Source organism: Flavobacterium sp. XGLA_31, from assembly GCF_051547105.1.
Taxonomy (GTDB): Bacteria; Bacteroidota; Bacteroidia; order Flavobacteriales; family Flavobacteriaceae; genus Flavobacterium.
Window position 1 is genome coordinate 1 of sequence record NZ_JBPTTM010000009.1, and the last position, 18,371, is coordinate 18,371.

Annotated in this window: 20 protein-coding genes; 9 read left to right on the top strand and 11 right to left on the bottom strand. The window is 38.8% G+C overall.

All coding sequences use genetic code 11. The annotated features are described in order from the left end of the window. The coding region (locus ACSVH6_RS12750; RefSeq protein ID WP_438079098.1) for a T9SS type A sorting domain-containing protein at positions 1 to 2,161 on the top strand (2,161 nt) is incomplete at its 5' end. A gap of 107 nt (positions 2,162 to 2,268) precedes the next feature. Here the strand turns inward: ACSVH6_RS12750 and ACSVH6_RS12755 are convergent. After that, positions 2,269 to 3,213, bottom strand: a complete 945-nt coding sequence (locus ACSVH6_RS12755) for a TerC family protein (RefSeq protein WP_438079100.1) — start codon at positions 3,211 to 3,213, stop codon at positions 2,269 to 2,271. A 208-nt stretch (positions 3,214 to 3,421) separates the two neighbouring features. On the opposite strand from ACSVH6_RS12755, the gene ACSVH6_RS12760 reads away from it, so the two are divergent. Beyond that, positions 3,422 to 5,611, top strand: a complete 2,190-nt coding sequence (locus ACSVH6_RS12760; protein ID WP_438079102.1) for a glutamine synthetase III family protein — start codon at positions 3,422 to 3,424, stop codon at positions 5,609 to 5,611. 67 nt (positions 5,612 to 5,678) lie between these two features. Here the strand turns inward: ACSVH6_RS12760 and ACSVH6_RS12765 are convergent, their stop codons facing one another. Both ACSVH6_RS12765 and ACSVH6_RS12770 read right to left on the bottom strand, forming a co-directional pair. Further along, the gene (locus ACSVH6_RS12765; RefSeq protein ID WP_438079104.1) at positions 5,679 to 6,797 is read right to left on the bottom strand and encodes a hypothetical protein; all 1,119 of its coding nucleotides are present in this window, start codon (positions 6,795 to 6,797) and stop codon (positions 5,679 to 5,681) included. Position 6,798: 1 nt separating this feature from the next. Continuing rightward, positions 6,799 to 7,251, bottom strand: coding sequence for a T9SS type A sorting domain-containing protein (locus ACSVH6_RS12770; protein ID WP_438079106.1), 453 nt, complete (start codon positions 7,249 to 7,251; stop codon positions 6,799 to 6,801). Between the two features lie 108 nt (positions 7,252 to 7,359). On the opposite strand from ACSVH6_RS12770, the gene ACSVH6_RS12775 reads away from it, so the two are divergent. The 5 genes from ACSVH6_RS12775 to ACSVH6_RS12795 all read left to right on the top strand — a co-directional run bounded on the left by ACSVH6_RS12775 (position 7,360) and on the right by ACSVH6_RS12795 (position 11,696). Continuing rightward, a complete protein-coding gene (locus ACSVH6_RS12775; protein ID WP_438079108.1) occupies positions 7,360 to 8,277 on the top strand; it encodes an OmpA family protein in 918 nt (305 codons plus the stop codon). A gap of 47 nt (positions 8,278 to 8,324) precedes the next feature. Further along, entirely contained in the window at positions 8,325 to 9,110 is a 786-nt protein-coding gene (locus ACSVH6_RS12780) for an OmpA family protein (RefSeq protein ID WP_438079110.1), read from the top strand. Beyond that, positions 9,111 to 9,878, top strand: a complete 768-nt coding sequence (locus tag ACSVH6_RS12785; RefSeq protein ID WP_438079112.1) for an OmpA family protein — start codon at positions 9,111 to 9,113, stop codon at positions 9,876 to 9,878. A 70-nt stretch (positions 9,879 to 9,948) separates the two neighbouring features. Beyond that, the gene (locus ACSVH6_RS12790; protein WP_438079114.1) at positions 9,949 to 11,127 is read left to right on the top strand and encodes an AIR synthase related protein; all 1,179 of its coding nucleotides are present in this window, start codon (positions 9,949 to 9,951) and stop codon (positions 11,125 to 11,127) included. A gap of 143 nt (positions 11,128 to 11,270) precedes the next feature. After that, positions 11,271 to 11,696 (top strand): hypothetical protein, encoded by a 426-nt coding sequence (locus ACSVH6_RS12795; RefSeq protein ID WP_438079115.1) that lies wholly within the window; start codon positions 11,271 to 11,273, stop codon positions 11,694 to 11,696. On the opposite strand, the gene ACSVH6_RS12800 is transcribed toward ACSVH6_RS12795, so the two are convergent. The 8 genes from ACSVH6_RS12800 to ACSVH6_RS12835 form a co-directional block, all read right to left on the bottom strand. Then, positions 11,693 to 11,968 carry an ATP-dependent Clp protease adaptor ClpS gene (locus ACSVH6_RS12800; protein ID WP_438079117.1) on the bottom strand — a complete coding sequence of 92 codons (276 nt, stop codon included), beginning with the start codon at positions 11,966 to 11,968 and terminating at the stop codon, positions 11,693 to 11,695. The two genes, ACSVH6_RS12795 and ACSVH6_RS12800, sit on opposite strands and share 4 nt — an antisense overlap. Positions 11,969 to 12,004: 36 nt before the next feature. Next, positions 12,005 to 12,838, bottom strand: a complete 834-nt coding sequence (gene prmA, locus ACSVH6_RS12805) for a 50S ribosomal protein L11 methyltransferase (protein WP_438079119.1) — start codon at positions 12,836 to 12,838, stop codon at positions 12,005 to 12,007. 67 nt (positions 12,839 to 12,905) lie between these two features. Beyond that, complete coding sequence (locus ACSVH6_RS12810) at positions 12,906 to 13,373, bottom strand: hypothetical protein (RefSeq protein ID WP_438079120.1); 468 nt, start codon at positions 13,371 to 13,373, stop codon at positions 12,906 to 12,908. A 148-nt stretch (positions 13,374 to 13,521) separates the two neighbouring features. Continuing rightward, positions 13,522 to 14,274 carry a triose-phosphate isomerase gene (tpiA, locus tag ACSVH6_RS12815; protein ID WP_438079122.1) on the bottom strand — a complete coding sequence of 251 codons (753 nt, stop codon included), beginning with the start codon at positions 14,272 to 14,274 and terminating at the stop codon, positions 13,522 to 13,524. A gap of 9 nt (positions 14,275 to 14,283) precedes the next feature. Further along, on the bottom strand, positions 14,284 to 14,757 hold the full coding sequence (locus ACSVH6_RS12820; protein WP_438079124.1) for a TlpA family protein disulfide reductase: 474 nt from the start codon (positions 14,755 to 14,757) through the stop codon (positions 14,284 to 14,286). A 37-nt stretch (positions 14,758 to 14,794) separates the two neighbouring features. Further along, a complete protein-coding gene (locus ACSVH6_RS12825; protein WP_438079126.1) occupies positions 14,795 to 15,112 on the bottom strand; it encodes a hypothetical protein in 318 nt (105 codons plus the stop codon). Between the two features lie 51 nt (positions 15,113 to 15,163). Then, positions 15,164 to 16,252, bottom strand: a complete 1,089-nt coding sequence (locus tag ACSVH6_RS12830; protein ID WP_438079128.1) for a MauE/DoxX family redox-associated membrane protein — start codon at positions 16,250 to 16,252, stop codon at positions 15,164 to 15,166. Between the two features lie 26 nt (positions 16,253 to 16,278). Further along, complete coding sequence (locus ACSVH6_RS12835) at positions 16,279 to 16,821, bottom strand: DUF1599 domain-containing protein (protein WP_438079300.1); 543 nt, start codon at positions 16,819 to 16,821, stop codon at positions 16,279 to 16,281. 91 nt (positions 16,822 to 16,912) lie between these two features. Between ACSVH6_RS12835 and folP the strand changes: the two genes are divergently transcribed. Together folP and ACSVH6_RS12845 are read left to right on the top strand one after the other, a co-directional pair. Next, positions 16,913 to 17,731 (top strand): dihydropteroate synthase, encoded by an 819-nt coding sequence (gene folP / locus ACSVH6_RS12840; RefSeq protein WP_438079129.1) that lies wholly within the window; start codon positions 16,913 to 16,915, stop codon positions 17,729 to 17,731. Next, complete coding sequence (locus tag ACSVH6_RS12845; RefSeq protein WP_438079131.1) at positions 17,728 to 18,357, top strand: hypothetical protein; 630 nt, start codon at positions 17,728 to 17,730, stop codon at positions 18,355 to 18,357. The genes folP and ACSVH6_RS12845 overlap by 4 nt, the downstream gene beginning before the upstream one ends. Positions 18,358 to 18,371: the final 14 nt, after the last annotated feature.

Genomic DNA, 18,371 nt, shown 5'->3' on the forward strand with positions numbered 1-18,371 from the left:
CGGCTTCAGTGTAAGTGGTGGTTGTGCTCCGCAAGGCAGCTTTGCCGGTACTCCGGTAGCACCGATTTTATGTCAAGGTGGAACTACCAGCGTGACGTATAACGTAACGGATAAATGTTATAGTGGTTCAGTAACCCGTACCTTCACCGTAACTGCTCCTGCAGAGGTAACAACAAACGCACCGGCTAATGCTTCAGCTTCAGCTTGTGCTTATGCAGACCAGGCGGATGTAGATGCTGCGTTTGCTGCCTTCTTAAACGGCTTCAGTGTAAGTGGTGGTTGTGATCCTCAAGGAAGCTTTGCCGGTACTCCGGTAGCACCGACTTTATGTCAAGGTGGAACGACCAGCGTGACGTATAACGTAACTGATAAATGTTATAGTGGTTCAGTAACCCGTACCTTCACGGTGACTGCTCCTGCAGAAGTAATTACGACTGCGCCTGATAATGCTTCGGCTTCGGCTTGTGCTTATGCTGATCAAGCGGCTGTTAATGCTGCGTTTGCTGCGTTCTTGAACGGCTTCAGCGTAAGTGGTGGTTGTACTCCTAAAGGAGAGTATGGTGAACCTGTAGCGCCGGTGTTGTGTACCGGAGGTACTACTACGGTAACTTATACTGTAACGGATAAATGTTACAGCGGTTCAGTAACCCGTACGTTTACGGTAACGGCTCCTGCTACTCTTGCAGTGGTTGCTCCTACTGATGCAACGGTACCGGCTTGTGCATATTCTGACCAAGCATCATTAGATGTAGCCTTCGCGGAGTGGTTAAGTGAGTTTAGCGTAAGCGGTGGATGTGATCCTCAGGGTAATTATGGCCAACCTGTTGCGCCGGATTTATGTATAGGAGGTACTACTACTGTTGTTTATACAGTTAATGACAAATGTCAGATTGTTGAAGAAACAAGAACCTTTACAGTTAATAAAGCTGCTGAGCTTGTGGTTGTTTGCCCAGGAAATAAAATAGCAGTATGTGGAGAAGATGCCGCTTCTTTATTTGAAGAATGGAAAGGGGAGTTCGATCATACAGGAGGATGTCCGGGTGCGGTATCAACTGACTTGACTCAATTTATACTTCCTCAACCGGGACAGTCCATTACGATTACTTTCACAGTAACCGATGGTTGTCAAACCGGTTCTTGTACGGCTAGATTTGAAGTGCAAAGTTGTGGTTTCTGTACTTATACTCAGGGTTATTATGGAAATGTAAATGGTGCGGCATGTACTCCGGAAGGAAATACTACTAACGCCAAAAACATTATGTTGAATGCTATGAATGGTGTAGGAGGTACCTATAATTTCGGTAGTACTACTACAGGAAATTACTTCAGATTAACTTTAGCAGACATTGTAAGTAACAATATCTTCAAAATGTTACCTGGAGGTAAAACACCAAGACCATTAGTAGGCTTCTCAACATTCTCAATGTTGTCTACTTGGACAGACAGTGATCCGTTAACCTACACTTCACCATTTGCTACAAATTATGGTAGAATTAATAATGTATTGTTAGCTCAAACGATGACCATGTTCTTCAACAGTCAGTTGAATGAGGATTTAGGTGCTTATGAATTAACTCCGGTATTTGTAACTGCAGCAACTACAACATGTGGTTCACATGTTGCTGTTCCGGGTACAGAACAAGTGTTTACGATATCACAACCGGTAATTGACTACTTGAACGCTCATGGAGGTGCTACTGCCGGTAATCTGTTTGTATTGGCAAATAAAGCTCTGGGAGGAGAAAATATCAGTCCATTAAATTGCAGTCAGGTTAATGCTGCTGTTGACGCTATCAACAGAGGGTATGACGGTTGTAGAGTTTTGGTTGGTACAACTGCTCCGTTAGTGACTAAGTCTCAAACAAGCGGACTTACAACAGTGGTTGCAGCCGGAAAAACTTCAACAGCTGTTGAGAAATTGGATGTTAAAGTTTACCCTAATCCGTATACTGATAACTTCAACTTAAGTTTGACTACAGCAAGTAATGATAAGGTTGTTGTTGCAATCTATGACATGCTTGGAAGGTTGATTGAAACTCGAGATATGAATCCTAGTGAGTCAACCGAAGTTATGATAGGTAATCGCTATCCATCCGGAGTTTACAATGTAATTGTAACTCAGGGAGAAGTAGTGAAAACACTTAGAGTTGTTAAAAGATAATTCTTAGAGATTAACACTGTAAAATAAAAGCCCCTCCATATGGAGGGGCTTTTTTATGGTTGCAATTTGGAATTTATGAGCCTTGTCATTTAAAACCGGTAGTGGAATTATTCTTCAGTTTTGCTTTTGCGAATGGAGATGATAATGCCGACGGCTAAGGATAAAGCAATAAAACTGAGTGAAATCCACTCCGGGAATTTATAATAATGTACAACGAGCATTTTAACGCCTACAAAGGAAAGTATGGCAATCAAACTGTATTCCAAATAACTGAACTTCTCCAGCATATTAGCCAAAAAGAAATACATAGAACGCAGTCCGAGTATGGCAAAAATATTCGAACTAAATACTAAAAAAGGGTCTGCTGTTATCGCTAAAATTGCCGGAACACTGTCTAATGCGAATAGCATATCCATAACTTCAATTACGATTAATGCAACAAAGAGAGGCGTGGCTGCGGTGATGTGTTTTCTTTTTACGAAAAAATGTTCTCCATCGGCATGACTGGTCACCGGCATGATTTTTCTCAGATTTCTGTAAACAAATGATTTTTTAGGATTAAATTCTTCCTCTTCTTTTTTGAACAACATTTTGAATGCGGTAAACAATAAAAAGGCGCCAAACAAATAGGTCATCCAACTGAACTTATTAATCAGAATCACTCCAAAGAAGATCATGAGGCCTCTGAAAACAATAGCGCCGATGATTCCCCAGAACAAAACCCGGTGTTGGTATTTTTGAGGGATTTTAAATGAAGCAAAAATAACCGCGATTATAAAAATATTGTCGATACTCAAGGATAACTCAATAAGATAACCGGTGATGTACTTCATGGTGGCCACTGCCGGTTTTATTGCTGTGGGATTGGCCATATAACCATTACTGTATAACCAGTTGATGACTCCGGCAAACAAAAAAGAAAGGGTTACCCAAATTCCGGTCCAAATTCCGGCCTCTTTAGGTTTGATGACATGAGGGTTTTTGTTAAAAACACCCAAATCCAGAGCAAGAAACAATAAAATCGCAGCGATAAATAAGATCCAAACAGTCATGGTAGTATATTTTGATGTTTACAAATATAGAGTATTGTATTTTGTGTGATTATTTATTTAACTATTAAATAAGACAAGGTAATGTTTGTTTAATCTGTTTATTTTTTGATTGTACCCTTTAAAAAAATAGGGGTTAATTATTTTTAAATGTAAAAAATAGTATATTTGCATCAAATTGTTAGGGGTATAACTTTTAAAATCATCATTTATGTCAACTTTACGTTTTCAAGCATTAAAAGATGCATCGGGCAGAAAGCCTGTAAAATTTGAAGAAGCTGATAGAAAATCAGTTCTTTTCGGAGCCAATGTTTTCAATGACAAAGCCATGAAGCAGTATTTAACTGCGGATGCTTATAAAGGAGTGAAAGATGCGATGCAGTATGGAACTAAAATTGACAGAAAGCTGGCCGATTATATTGCTATGGGAATGAAAGAGTGGGCAGTATCCAAAGGGGTTACGCACTACACGCACTGGTTTCAGCCTTTGACAGGTACCACAGCCGAAAAGCATGATGCTTTTTTTGAGACATCCTATGATGGTTCCGACCCGGTTGAAAAGTTTGGCGGTGGCCAATTGGTACAACAAGAACCGGATGCTTCATCGTTTCCGAACGGAGGAATCAGAAATACGTTCGAAGCGAGAGGATATACAGCCTGGGATCCAACGTCACCCGCTTTTATTTTCGGAACAACCTTATGTATACCAACGGTATTTATTTCGTATACCGGTGAAGCTTTAGATTATAAAACACCATTATTACGGGCTTTAAATGCTGTTGATGAAGCAGCGACTGAAGTGTGTAAATATTTTGATAAAAACGTTAAAAAAGTTACCGCCACTTTAGGATGGGAACAGGAATATTTCTTGGTGGATGCTTCTTTGGCCAATTCCCGTCCCGATTTATTGATGACCGGCAGAACGCTATTGGGACATACTTCCGCTAAAGGACAACAATTAGACGATCATTACTTCGGTTCTATTCCGTCTCGTGCGTTGAATTATATGAGAGAATTGGAAGAGGAATGTATGTTGTTGGGTATTCCGGTGAAAACACGTCACAACGAAGTAGCTCCGAATCAATTTGAATTAGCACCAATCTTCGAAGAAACGAATTTGGCCGTTGACCATAATTCCCTATTGATGGATGTGATGTCAAAAGTAGGGGAGCGTCATGATTTCAAAGTATTGTTTCATGAAAAGCCTTTCAAAGGGGTGAATGGTTCGGGGAAACACAATAACTGGTCTTTGGCTACGGATACCGGAGTAAACTTGTTGTCTCCAAGCAAGACACCGATGAGTAATTTACAATTCTTGTCTTTCTTTATCAATACCATCAAGGCCGTTCAGGAATACGAAGAATTGTTGCGTGCAGCCATTGCCACAGCCAGTAACGATCACCGATTAGGAGCAAATGAAGCGCCTCCGGCTATTATTTCTGTTTTTATCGGAGAACAATTAACCAAGGTATTGGCCGAATTAGAAGGGGTTTCCAAAGGAAAATTGTCTCCTGAAGAAAAAACCGATTTGAAATTGAATGTCGTGGGTAAAATTCCGGACGTCATGTTGGATAATACCGATAGAAACAGAACCTCTCCTTTTGCTTTCACCGGAAATAAATTTGAGTTCAGAGCCGTGGGGTCTTCAGCGAACTGTGCTAATGCCATGACCACTTTGAATTCCATCGTTGCCAAACAATTGAAAGCATTCAAAGCGGAAGTAGATGCTTTAATTGACAAAAAAGGACTCAAAAAAGATGAAGCCATCTTCAACGTGTTGAGAGAATACATCAAGGATACCAAAAACATCCTTTTTGAAGGCGACGGGTACAGTGAGGCTTGGGAAAAAGAAGCTAAAAAGCGTGGTTTGAGCAATCACAAAACGACTCCGGCTGCTTTGAAAGCAAAAGTATCTAAAAAAGCATTGGAGTTATTCGAAGATTTAAATGTAATGAACCATGTAGAAGTGGAAGCACGTTACGAAATTGAGTTGGAAGAATACACTAAGAAAATTCAAATTGAAGGAAGAGTATTGGGAGATATTGCCCGTAATCACGTCATTCCGACAGCCATTCGTTATCAAAACACCTTAATAGAAAACGTACGCGGTTTGAAAGAAATCTTTGGAAAAGATTTTGAGAAAATTGCCAAAGAGCAAATTTCACTAATCAAAGAAATTTCATTACACATCGAAGGAATCAATTCTAATGTAGAAGCGATGACCGAAGCCCGTAAAAAAGCCAATGTCCTGACTGATGCTCAAAAAATGGCGGAAGCGTATTGCGATAAGGTAAAACCTTATTTTGAAGTGATCCGCGAACATTGTGATAAATTGGAATTGTTGGTTGATGACGAGATTTGGACACTGACCAAATACAGAGAATTATTGTTTACACGTTAATGCAATAGTCACAAATAAAAAAAACCCGCTCATTGAGCGGGTTTTTTGTTATTTCTATAAGTTTGAATTAAGGAATTTGTGTAATAGTGTACGTACCGGAACCGTTGAAGTTTATAGTCAAATCCACCCGAAAGTTTTTAGGAGTTGAAGTTACGTTTGGAAATACAATGGAGGTTCCTCCCGCCTCAATAGTACCATCAGACAAGTTATCGCCATATCCTCCTAGAAAACTATTAAATAGAAATATAAAACTACCGGTAGTATTAGTTACTCCGTTTACAGTGAATGAAAAAGTATTGGTGCCAACATTGTACGTGGCATTAATATTATTTCCTGTGTTCTCAAGATACAAAGTTGCTGCAATTGAATCTGCGCTAAAATTATATTCAGAAATAGAATTAACAGGAGCTTCATAATCACTAAAAAGAATATAATAAAAACCATTCGAGGGAACTGTATAAGCACTTCCGTTTAAGGTTAAATTCAAACTTGAATTAACTCCGTATACAGTAGCACCGGCATCATTACCGGACAGGAACTTGATTTGTGTACCTGCAGTCAAATATTTATAGCCTCTTACCGTAACACCTCCATTATATAATAAAGGAGTCATTAATAATGCAGTTGAAGCATTAAAACTATTAAAGCTGCCATACATGTATAAAGAATTAGGCACAGTACCGGTGACTCCCGAAGTTGGCAATGACAACTGCCCGCTGTCATTTACCGTCAGCTGATAAGGCGTCCCGTTAGGCGAAACCAAGGTAATCCCTTCCCCAGCTGAAGTCACCAAACTATCTGCTGCCAAAGCATAAGGAACTGAAAGCAACTGGGTAGTTCCAACTAAGGCATAGTTAGTACCTCCGGTGGCATCCATCTCTACTTTTAAAAATTTAGAGTTGGTCCCCCAGTTGATGGTATTAAAAGCACCTGATACCAAAGTTCCTTGTCCAATAATTAAATTAAACAACCCTTGTGCATTGGTAGTTTTAACCTGAGTTTCCGAATACAAAACAGTACCTGAAGCGGTGTTGTCCAGTATGGATAGTTTTACTCTCACGTTTGAACTAACCACCGGACTTCCGGAGCCGTTCAGTGCAATGGCTTGATAAGAAATACCTTGTGGCACTTGAGCAAAAGTGACTAAGGAAATAAGAAGGACAGATAATAGGAATAGTTTTTTCATGTTAGCGTTTGATTATTTTAAAAGAAGTAATGTTTTTGTTGGCAAATTGAATCAGGTAAACCCCTGAAGACAGATCCGATAAATCCAATGAGTTTCCGTTGGTAATCTTTTTTTGTGAAACGAATTGTCCGGTCATATTGTAAATTGAAATGGATTCATCCGTCAAATTGTTGTCGGTTTCAAAGTAAACCGAAGCCATAGTGGGGTTGGGGAATACCTTGATTTTTTGACTTAATTCCAGTTGTGGAACCTCTAATTGGGCTTGAGTTTGTGCCAAAATTCCAATCAGACCGCTGCTGGACTGCATTTGATTCTGGGGCACCACCACAATTTCACCTACGGATACAGAAGAACCCGAAGCAATAATACTGCCTGAATTCACAGACTGAATGAGCGATTGAGAACGCACTGTAAGTGAAAGAGTTAAAAAAGTAAAGAGTAATAGTTTTTTCATTTAATAAAGTTTTATTTACAAATGTAGAAAAAGTTTTATTACGAACTTTTGAAAATCAAGGAATAAGATATTATTTTTATGTAACTTTCGGTAGTATTTCCCAAGCCTATGAAACCTGTTTTAGTTTTGCTTTTGACCCTTTTTTGTGTAAATGTTTTTTATGCCCAAGAACAATTTACCGTTTATTTTGATAGTAATAAATCCGACCTCACTGTCAAAGAAAAACAACGGTTTGTCCATTGGATTGCCGAAAACAAGAACAACAAAATTGTTGCCATTCACGGCTTTACCGATGAAGATGGAACTAATGGTTTCAACGATACTTTAGCTCAAAAAAGAGTCAACACTATTTTCAATTCGGTCAAAGACCAAATCAAAATCAGAGAAGATTTTAAAACCAGAAGCTTTGGGGAAAGCTTTACACAATCCAAAAAAAAAGCGGAAAACCGTCGCGTCATCATTTATTATATTCTGGAGAAGGACCTCGTTCGCGAGAACGAAATTCTCGGGATAAAACCGGAACCGGTCGCTCAACAGCCTGAACCAAGCGCTGTGCAATCAACCGAAGTAAAACCAGAGATAGAATACCCTGAAAAACTGGTTTTTGAAAATCCTAATGGCAGCACTTCAGAGTTTAAACTTGACCGGGCTTTTATGAAAAAAATAGGAGAGGCCAAAAAAGGAGAAAAACTGAAAATGGAAAACCTCAATTTTATCATCAACACCTTTGCCATCGTGCCCGAATCGCGTGGAAAAATGTATGAACTCTTGTTGGTGTTGCAAAAAAATCCATTCCTTAAAATTGAAATTCAGGGCCACCTATGTTGCATGCCTACAGACAGACTGGATTTATCTACGCAAAGAGCCAAAGCGGTTTACAATTTTTTGGTGGCTAATGATATTTATCCCGGTCGTTTATCCTACAAAGGGTTTGGTAGCACCCAACCCATATACCCGTTGCCCGAAAAAGATGAAAAAGAACGCGCTGCCAATCGCAGGGTTGAAATTTTAATTGTCGATAATTAATGAAACCGTTAACATTAGTACTCCTTTTATTGACAAGCGTCAAAGCAATGAGTCAACAAAAGTTTCAGGTTTTTTTTGATTTCAATAAGGATTGGCCCACTATAAAATCAGAGGCGGAAATCAACGGGTGGATAACAGCAAATCCCGATATCGAGGTGGTCAGGATGATTGGCTATTGTGATAGTGTTGACAACCGCGAGTACAACAAAGATTTGGCCCAACGCAGAATCAATACGATGTTGGATTGGTTGAGAAAACAGCACGTCAAAATTAAGGATAGTATAGAATTAAAAGCGCTTGGAAAAGATTTCAAGCTGTCAAAAAATCAAAATGAAAACCGGAAAGTTGAAATTTTTTATGCAATACCGAATAGAAAAGAGACTTTGAACCCACCTAAAGATGAAGAGGAAAGTTTTATCAAATTGGATGAACGGGTAGCGGAGGAAAAAGCAACGTTGGAACAAAAATTCGCAAAGGCCAAAAAAGGCGATTTGATCAGAATAAATCACATCAGTTTCTATTTTAATTCTGAGAAAATAATGGAACAATCAAAGCCTCTTTTAGAAGAATTGCTCCAAATTATGTTAGATAATCCGAAACTGATAATCGAAATACACGGGCATATTTGCTGCAACCCAAACCCCATGGATACCAAGTTATCCTACAGAAGGGCTTTAGTGATTCTTAAATATTTAACGAATCACGGCATTAAAGTAAACAGACTGTCGTTCAAAGGTTTTGGAAGCAACGACCCCATATACAAGGTCCCGGAGCGAAATGAAAAAGAACGCGCGGCCAATCGCAGAGTGGAAATTTTAATTGTAAACAAATAAATGAAATCAAAAATCCTCATAGTGTTACTTCTTTTGGGCCTAAAAAGTTTTGGGCAACAGCAGTTTGAGGTGTTTTTTGATTTCAATAAAGATTTCCCCAACGAAAAATCAATTTTAGAGTACAACGAATGGCTGGCCAAAAACAAGACCATCGAAATTGTAAAGATCCAAGGCTATTGCGATAGCATCGATACCAAGGATTACAACAAAAAACTGGCTGAAAGACGCATTGACAACGTTCTCGCCTTACTCGGAAAAAGCGGCCTCAAAATAAATCCGGACTTGATACGCGAAGCATTCGGAAAAGAATTCAAACAATCCAAAATCCAGGCGGAAAATCGCAAAGTGACTGTCTTTTACAACGAAATCAAACCGCCCATTCAGTCCGAACTGACTGATAAAATCAAAAACGCCAAAGTAGGTGAGTTGATTAAACTGCCTAATATTTATTTTTTTAATAATTCGGCACGAATAGTCCCCAAGTCACAACCCACACTCATAGAACTTCTCTGCGCCTTAGAAGAAAACCCCAAGCTGAAGATTGAAATTCAGGGGCACATCTGTTGTCAAAAAGTTTTCGATATCAATGACGTATCTGTAGCACGTGCCCGTGCGATTTACATGTACCTTATTCGAAATAAAATTGATAAAAAGCGCATGACTTACAAAGGATACGGAACTTCGCGTCCGATTCATCCCATCCCCGAAAAAACGGCTCAGGAAGAAGACGAGAACCGCCGCGTGGAGATTTTGATTTTGGAAAAGTAATTCACCATTTACAATTCAAAATTCACAATTCAAATTACTATCTTTGCCGCACAACAACACAACACAACAAATGAGTTCTGATAACAGTCAACGCTACAATCTACGTGGAGTTTCGGCTTCCAAAGAAGATGTGCACAACGCCATCAAAAACATCGATAAAGGTTTATTTCCCAAAGCTTTCTGCAAAATCGTTCCTGATTATTTAACCAATGACGACGACTATTGTCTCATCATGCACGCCGACGGCGCCGGAACCAAATCCTCTTTGGCTTATGTATATTGGAAAGAAACCGGAGATATTTCCGTGTGGAAAGGCATAGCCCAGGATGCTTTGATTATGAACATCGATGACCTGCTCTGCGTGGGGGCAGTCGATAATATCATGCTTTCCTCCACGATTGGCAGAAACAAAAACCGCATACCAGGTGAAGTGCTTTCGGCTATTATCAACGGAACGGAAGAACTCATTGCAGAGCTGAAAGACTTTGGCGTTACCATACATTCCACCGGCGGTGAAACCGCTGATGTGGGCGACTTGGTACGGACCATCATTGTTGATTCCACCGTGACAGCCCGTATGAAACGCGCTGATGTGGTAGACAATAGCAATATAAAAGCAGGCGATGTCATTGTAGGTTTGGCTTCATTCGGTCAGGCCAAATATGAAAAAGAATACAACGGAGGAATGGGCAGCAACGGACTGACATCAGCACGTCACGATGTCTTTGCCAAATATCTGGCCGAAAAATATCCGGAAAGTTTTGATGCCTCAGTGCCGAATGACTTAGTCTACTCGGGCCATACCAAACTGACCGATGCCGTCGAAAACGCGCCTATAGATGCCGGAAAATTAGTCCTGTCACCCACCAGAACCTACGCGCCGATTATCAAAGCCATACTGCAAAAGTATACACCAAATGATATTCACGGGATGGTACATTGTTCCGGTGGAGCGCAAACTAAAATACTTCATTTTATTGATAACCTGCACATTATCAAAGACAATCTCTTCCCGGTTCCGCCATTGTTTAAACTGATACAACAAGAATCCAAAACCGATTGGAAAGAAATGTATCAGGTATTCAACTGTGGCCACCGAATGGAATTGTATGTGCCCAATGAAATCGCACAAGACATTATGGCTATTTCAGATTCTTTTGGCGTTCAGGCTCAAATAGTAGGCAGGGTAGAAGCTTCCGAAACCAAAAAACTCACCATCAAGAGCGAGTTCGGTCTTTTTGAATACTAATCCAACCGTTCATTTCTAACACAGCAAAGGCTAAATAGCATATTCCGTTGTATAAATGGAGCATCCGGCTTTATAAATGGAGTATCCGGAGTTTTTTTTATAAATCAATTACCTTTGCAGGACCAATTAATACAAGGTACACCATGAAAATAAATCCCAAAAACGGCATCGATCAATTACTGTTCGGTATGAAACAAAATGATGTCGAAAAACGATATGGCACACCCAATAAACAGTTCAAAGACGAAGACGGCAATATTATTTATCTATATAACAGCCCAAAACTTCGGCTAACCTTCTACGAAGATGAAGACTTCCGTTTAGGATACATCATCACTTCAAATAGCGAAGCAACATTGTTAGACAAAAAGATTATAGGCGAAAATCTGGAGAAAATCAAAACCGAGTTACCCTTTAAATCCTGGGAACAGGAAGATTTTGACAGTACTGAAAATCATTTTAACGAAAGCAATTGGCTCATCTTACAGGCCGAGTTTGGAGAAGTGATTCGGGTGGAAATAGGCGCTATCATTAACGATAACGACGAGTTTGACTGGAAATTTAATTAAACGATTTCCGCACTCAAACCGGCTTCCAATAACTGGGTACATTGCGGTTTCAATTCATCGTATACGCCTGTTTTTACAGTGCATTTTCCTTTGTAATGAACTAAAATGGCGCATTGTTCTGCCTGCTCCGAACTGTGTTGGCAAACGCGAATTAAGGTATCAATGACGTGGTCGAAAGTGTTGACATCGTCATTATACAATACAATTTCATTGTTAATTCCTACTTGTTCTGCTACCAGAACATCTTCCTGAATTTTTTCTATGGTACTCATGGTATTAACTGCTTCAGCAAGTCTTTTTTAAGGCTGCTAATTTACATATTTCAATGAAACCCAATTGTTTCTTTCGAATTTTTTAACATACGTTAACCCTTTCTCCGTGCAGCAGGCATCAATAAACGGAATGTCTTCGGTATAAAATCCGCTAAGCAACAGGATACCGTTTTGGTTCAAACAATCCACATAGTGCTGCATGTCGTTTAATAGGATGTTGCGGTTAATATTGGCAATGATTAAGTCGTAACTTTTACCTTTTAGTAATGAGGCATCGCCTTCATAAACGCTGATGGCATGACAATCATTACGTTCAGCATTTTCAATAGAGTTCAGGTAACACCAGTTGTCAATGTCAATAGCATCTATCGGTTGAGCGCCTTTCATTTCGGCCAAAATAGCAAGAATAGCAGTACCGCAACCCATATCCAGGGTTTTCAGATTTGTAACATCTGTTTCCAACAAATGCTGAATCATCATATGGGTAGTCTCATGATGTCCGGTTCCGAAACTCATTTTGGGTTCGATAACTATATCAAATTCGGCCTCCGTCTTAGGATGAAAAGGGGCGCGAACATGGCATTTTCCGTCTACATCAATGGGTTCAAAGTTTTTCTCCCATTCTTCATTCCAATTCACTTGGTCTATTTCTTCAATAGTATATGAAATTTGGAATTCGGGAGAGTTCAGCAAGTAAATGTCATGAAGAATATCTTCTGTCCAGAGATCTTTCTGTATATAAGCTACAAAACCATTATCGGTTTCAATAAAACTCTCAAAAGGTTTTTCTCCCAGTTCGGCAATCAAAATCTCCGACCCCAATTCTTTGGGCTCTACAGAAAAATGATATCCTAAATATTGATTTGACATGCTGTAATTTTTATTTTTGGCAAAGGTAACAATCAGCAACCTTACAACAAGTCATTTGCAGAAAAGTTTACTCAGTAGTAACTACATTTTTTAAGCTGGCCTGCGGTTTATTATCGGCTTTGACATAAAAAATCATGAGTTTACTATAACGTTTATCATCACCGTCGTATAAATAGGTAATGGTGTTTTCTTTGGGATTATAGGTGATTTTAGCCCGCATAAATTTAGATTTAAGTAGCCAAGTCCCTTCTTCATCACTGTCTTGTCTGAATTGGTAAATTGAGCCGTGGTGCAAACGCACCTCTCCGTTATCTACCATACTGATGACGATATACCCATTGGTTTTGGAACCAATTTCACGAATATCTATAACGGAGTTTTCATATTCCGTCTCTTTCAGTTCATATTTTTCAAACTCACTGTTCCAAACATAATACTTGCGGGTATCCGATTGAAATCTTTTTTGAGTATCAATTTGTGCATTTACATTCATACTGAAGATGAATGCCAATAGCATGGTGATGGTTGCTTTCATTTAATTTTGACATTTAACAGCCGTAAAGCTAAATCTAAATTCGATTAAAAGCAAATAAAATCGATAAAATGCATTTATTCGTTTTATATATAAAAAAAACCTTTCAATTTGTTGAAAGGTTTTGTGTTTTATTAAGAATGTGCTTTACTTAAATCGCATCTACAATCGAGGCAAAATCTGTAGCTTTTAATGCCGCACCGCCTATCAATCCTCCGTCAACATCTGGTTTAGAAAAAATCTCTTCGGCGTTTTCCGGTTTGACACTGCCGCCATAAAGAATTGAAACCGATTCAGCCACATCACTGCCAAATCGTTTTCGGATGGTCTCTCTGATAAATGCATGCATTTCCTGAGCTTGTTCAGGAGAGGCAGTTTCTCCGGTGCCAATGGCCCAAACAGGTTCATAGGCTAATATGATTTGTTCCCAATCTCTCTTTTCAATATGAAATAAGCCGTCGCGCAATTGATTTTCAACCACGTTGAAATGTTGATTGTCCTGACGGTCTTTTAATTCTTCACCGAAACAGAAAATGACAGTCATATCATGTTTTAATGCGGTGGTAACTTTTTGTGCCAATATAGCATCAGTTTCATGAAAATGAGCACGACGCTCAGAATGTCCTAAGATGACAAGGTTAACCCCAATACTCTTAAGCATATCCGCCGAAATCTCTCCGGTATAAGCTCCGCTTTCATTTTGATGCATGTTCTGAGCCGCTACTGCAATATTGGTAAACTCTAAATGATCCACAGCAGAGGCCAGATTGACAAAGGTAGGGGCTACAATTACCATGGCGTCCGTATCGTTGGGCAATTTGTCAATTAATTCATTAAGTAAATCTTCCGTCTCTTCTGCATTTTTATGCATTTTCCAATTGCCGGCAACTATTTTCTGTCTCATCAGTTAGTATTATATTGATTTTAAAGTTTCGTTGATTTTATCAAAATCGGTTTCAATAGCACGGTAGATTACTATGTTCCCTTTTTTGTCTATAATAATATATCTGGGAATCCAGTCTAGGTCAATGGCTTTCCCAAACGCACCTTTCATCCCGTCAGTAGCCCAGTAGTGGTCTCCTTTTAGTTCGTGTTTTTCAATGCCTTCTTTCCATTTGTCAGCAGCCTTGTCCATAGAAATAAAAACATAATCCACGTCGGGATTGTTGGCTTGAAGTTCTTTTAGTTTAGGCATCGCCTTCACACAATCACCACACCAAGAGGCCCATACTTCTATGACAGTGGTTCGTCCGGCATGTTTATTTAAAATGTCCTGAAATGTAATTTCTTTTAAATCGGTGTTGAGCAACTTTTTAGACAAAGCTCGTTTTGAAAATTTATCTTTTTGTCCGGTTGAAAAAGCCAAAACGGCTATGATAGCTGCCATAAACAGAAAAGTTTTTTTAGTTTTTATTCCGTTTTTTTTAATTATTTTGGTCATTTTCTGTCTTGTTTTTCTTGTCCAGATAGTAGATTTTATGATTTCTTCTTTTGCGTTCTTTTCTTTCCCTTCTTTTTTTAGCATCATAAAGGTATTTTACGATTAGCACAGCTCCGAGTGCAGAGGTAAATACAAAAGTACTGCCGATAAGAATATAAACGGTGTTCCCAAACACAGGAGGGTGTTCCATAGTGGAGATATGCTTCAACACAAGGTGACCTACAATGAAGGTGATAATGCAAAGAATGATTCCGATCAGGCCTTTTTCATTATCTTTTTTCGACATGATATATTTAAACATAAGATAATTTTTAAATATTAAAATTAATAAAAACTTTACAAATGCTGAAACTTATTTTTTCAGTTCAGCAAAGGTTTTGTTAATCAATTTTTGGTAATCAACCGGATTGAACTTGTTTTCATTAATGCCAAAATAATATTTATATTCATTACCATTCCATAAATATTTAACTCCGGGCGTATCTTTTCCTGAACCCAGAACCTTCCAGAAAGGAATCACTTCAATGATTTTGTATGGATATTCAGCCCCGGCTTCTTTAAAGAAATCCGGAATTAAATCAGCTTCCTCATTCATAAAGATAATAGAAATTTCAGGAAAATTTTTGTTGGTTTTCTTCAATTCTGTCAGCTCTTTTGCTGCTTGTCGGCAATGGTCACAGCCGGGCACAAAAAAACAGAGTGTCTTACGGCCATTGTCTATACCGGCAAAATACGAAGCATAACCCGATTTCTTCTTTTCAGGCTCGGTTGGTTCCGTTTTGACGGTTGCGACAGCTGCATCCGGTTTTTTTACAGTATCTTTAATCATCACAGCAGCCGTGGTGTCTGCTGCTTTAGGCTGTAATGTGTCAACTGTTGTTGCTTCGGGTTCGGTTACGGTAAAATTGCTTGCCGGTGGTTGAATAGGAGCCAACATGAATAACATTAAAATCATAGCAAAAGTGGTTGAGGTCAATACCCAAAAGTTATCATGACGTTCAGTACTCTTAGGCATAATAACAATCAGCCAAACCAAAAGAATCATAGCCACCACATTTTTAGCAATAGCCTCTATAGGGGTCATCGGCAGCAAGCTCCCAAAACAACCACAGTTCCCCGAATTCCCCCCACTTTGTATGGTTACTAAAGTTAAATGTGTAGTAAAAACAGTTAACAATAAAATAGTAGCAGGAATTACAATACTTCTCAAAAAGTTCTTTTGTAAAATCAATAGCCCCAAAGCAAATTCTATTCCGATTAAAATACGGGAAAAATAGGGAGCGAAATTTTCCGAAAACCCCATTGGATAAAGCTGCTTTACTTCAAAAGTAGAGATGGCAAAATAAGGTGACGGATACAATTTGGCAACAGCCGATAACAAAAATAAAAAGGAAATCACAAATCGGATTCCCAAAGCAATATTATTTTTAGATGTTCTCATAGGATTTTTTTTTTGACTAAGAAGTACTATTGTCCAAATTTCATTAAAATCAGCGCAAAAACAGCGTAGTTAATCATGTCCTGATAATTGGCGTCAATCCCTTCCGAAACCAATGTCTTTCCCTGATTGTCCTCAATTTGTTTTACCCGTAGTAATTTTTGTAAAATCAAATCGGTCAAAGAGCTTACCCGCATGTCGCGCCAAGCTTCTCCATAATCGTGGTTTTTGGCTTCCATGAGTGATTTGGTCAGAGCCACCTTCGCATCGTATAATTCAGTTGCTCTGGCCACATCTAAATCGGGTTGCTCAACCACACCCAAATCCAATTGAATCAATGCCATGACAGAATAATTGATGATTCCAATGAATTCACCGGTTTCATCTTCGTCTATTTTACGGGTTTCGTTTTGTTGTAGGCTTCTGATGCGCTGGGCTTTGATAAATATTTGGTCGGTTAACGAAGGTAATCTCAAGATTCGCCAAGCGCTTCCGTAATCTTTCATTTTGTTGATATAAAGTTGTCGGCAAATGGCGATAACCTTATCATATTCTTGAGAAGTATTACTCATTTCAGTGTATCTTTGTGTCAAATTTTTCCAAAAGTAAAGAATAAAGATTGAAGTACAAAAGACAATATCTTAGAACTAACTTAAATTCAGAATGACTATCAATTGCCTCGGAAATCTGATTGATTTAAGCACTCCCAAAGTCATGGGAATATTGAATGTTACACCCAATTCGTTCTTTGACGGCGGGAAATATTCGGATGAGAAAAAGATACTGATGCAAGTTGAAAAGATGCTTGCGGATGGCGCCTCCTTCATTGATGTGGGAGCGTATTCCAGTAAACCCAGTGCCGATTTTGTTTCGGAAGAAGAAGAAATTGCGCGTATCGTTCCGACAATAAAATTAATTTTGCAACATTTCCCCGAAACCTTGATTTCGGTAGATACCTTTCGGGCCAAAGTAGCTGAAGCAGCCATCAGACAAGGAGCTTGTATCATCAATGATATTGCAGCCGGTAGTCTCGATACGGAAATGATGGCAACGGTGGCTGCGCTTCAGGTTCCTTACATCATGATGCACATGAAAGGGAATCCCCAAACCATGCAAAGTTTGGCGCAATATGAGAATGTCACCAAGGACATCTTGTTTTATTTTTCCGAAAAAGTGGCTCATGCAAGAAGTCTCGGAATCAACGATTTGATCATAGATCCCGGATTTGGTTTTGCCAAAACTTTGGAGCAAAATTTTGAAGTAATGCGCGATTTAGAATTGTTTCAAATGTTAGAATTGCCTGTTCTTGTCGGTATTTCAAGAAAATCAATGATTTATAAAACCCTCAATACAACTGCCGAATTTGCGTTGAACGGAACGACGGTGTTGAATACGGTTGCCTTACAAAAAGGAGCCAACATTCTCCGAGTTCATGATGTGAAAGAAGCCGTTGAAACTATAAAATTAGTAACTCAGTTATGAAAAGAATTATCGTTTTAGGAATTTGCTTGTTGTTGTTTTCCTGTGACAAAAAAGAAGTTTTACTGCCGAAAGCCAATGAAACCATTGTTGCCGATGTACAAGATCATTCTCCCATTTATTTCTTTTTCAAAACAGAAGGAGAGGATACGTTAGTTGACGTGAACCGAAACAATTCGATTAGCTCAACAAATTGGTTGTTTAACGTAGATAAACGATTGCCGCTTCGAAAGGTAATTTTGGAAATTAAAAAACTACAGGCAAAAAAAGAGGGAAGCCTGCACAAAAGCGAGACATCTGAAAATTACTTTACCTACACCGATACAGTAACAAAGAAAATGGCTTTTCTGCCTTTTACAAAGGTTCGGTTCAAATTGGAGAAACCTGATTTTAATGTAGTACACTTCTATTTAGATCGTAACGATTTGGTTCATTTTAATGATGAGGTATTTTCAAAAAATGAATTACAGGCATTTTTAGATAAAAAGTCCATTCATGTATCACGTATCGTGTTTTCGTATGATAAAGGAATGTCATTTGGAAAATATATCCAATACCGGTTTTTTATCAAACATCTGGTAGCTCCCAAAGGAATAACCATTAGTCAAAACAAAGCCTACATATACTAAGTTTAGGAAGTTTT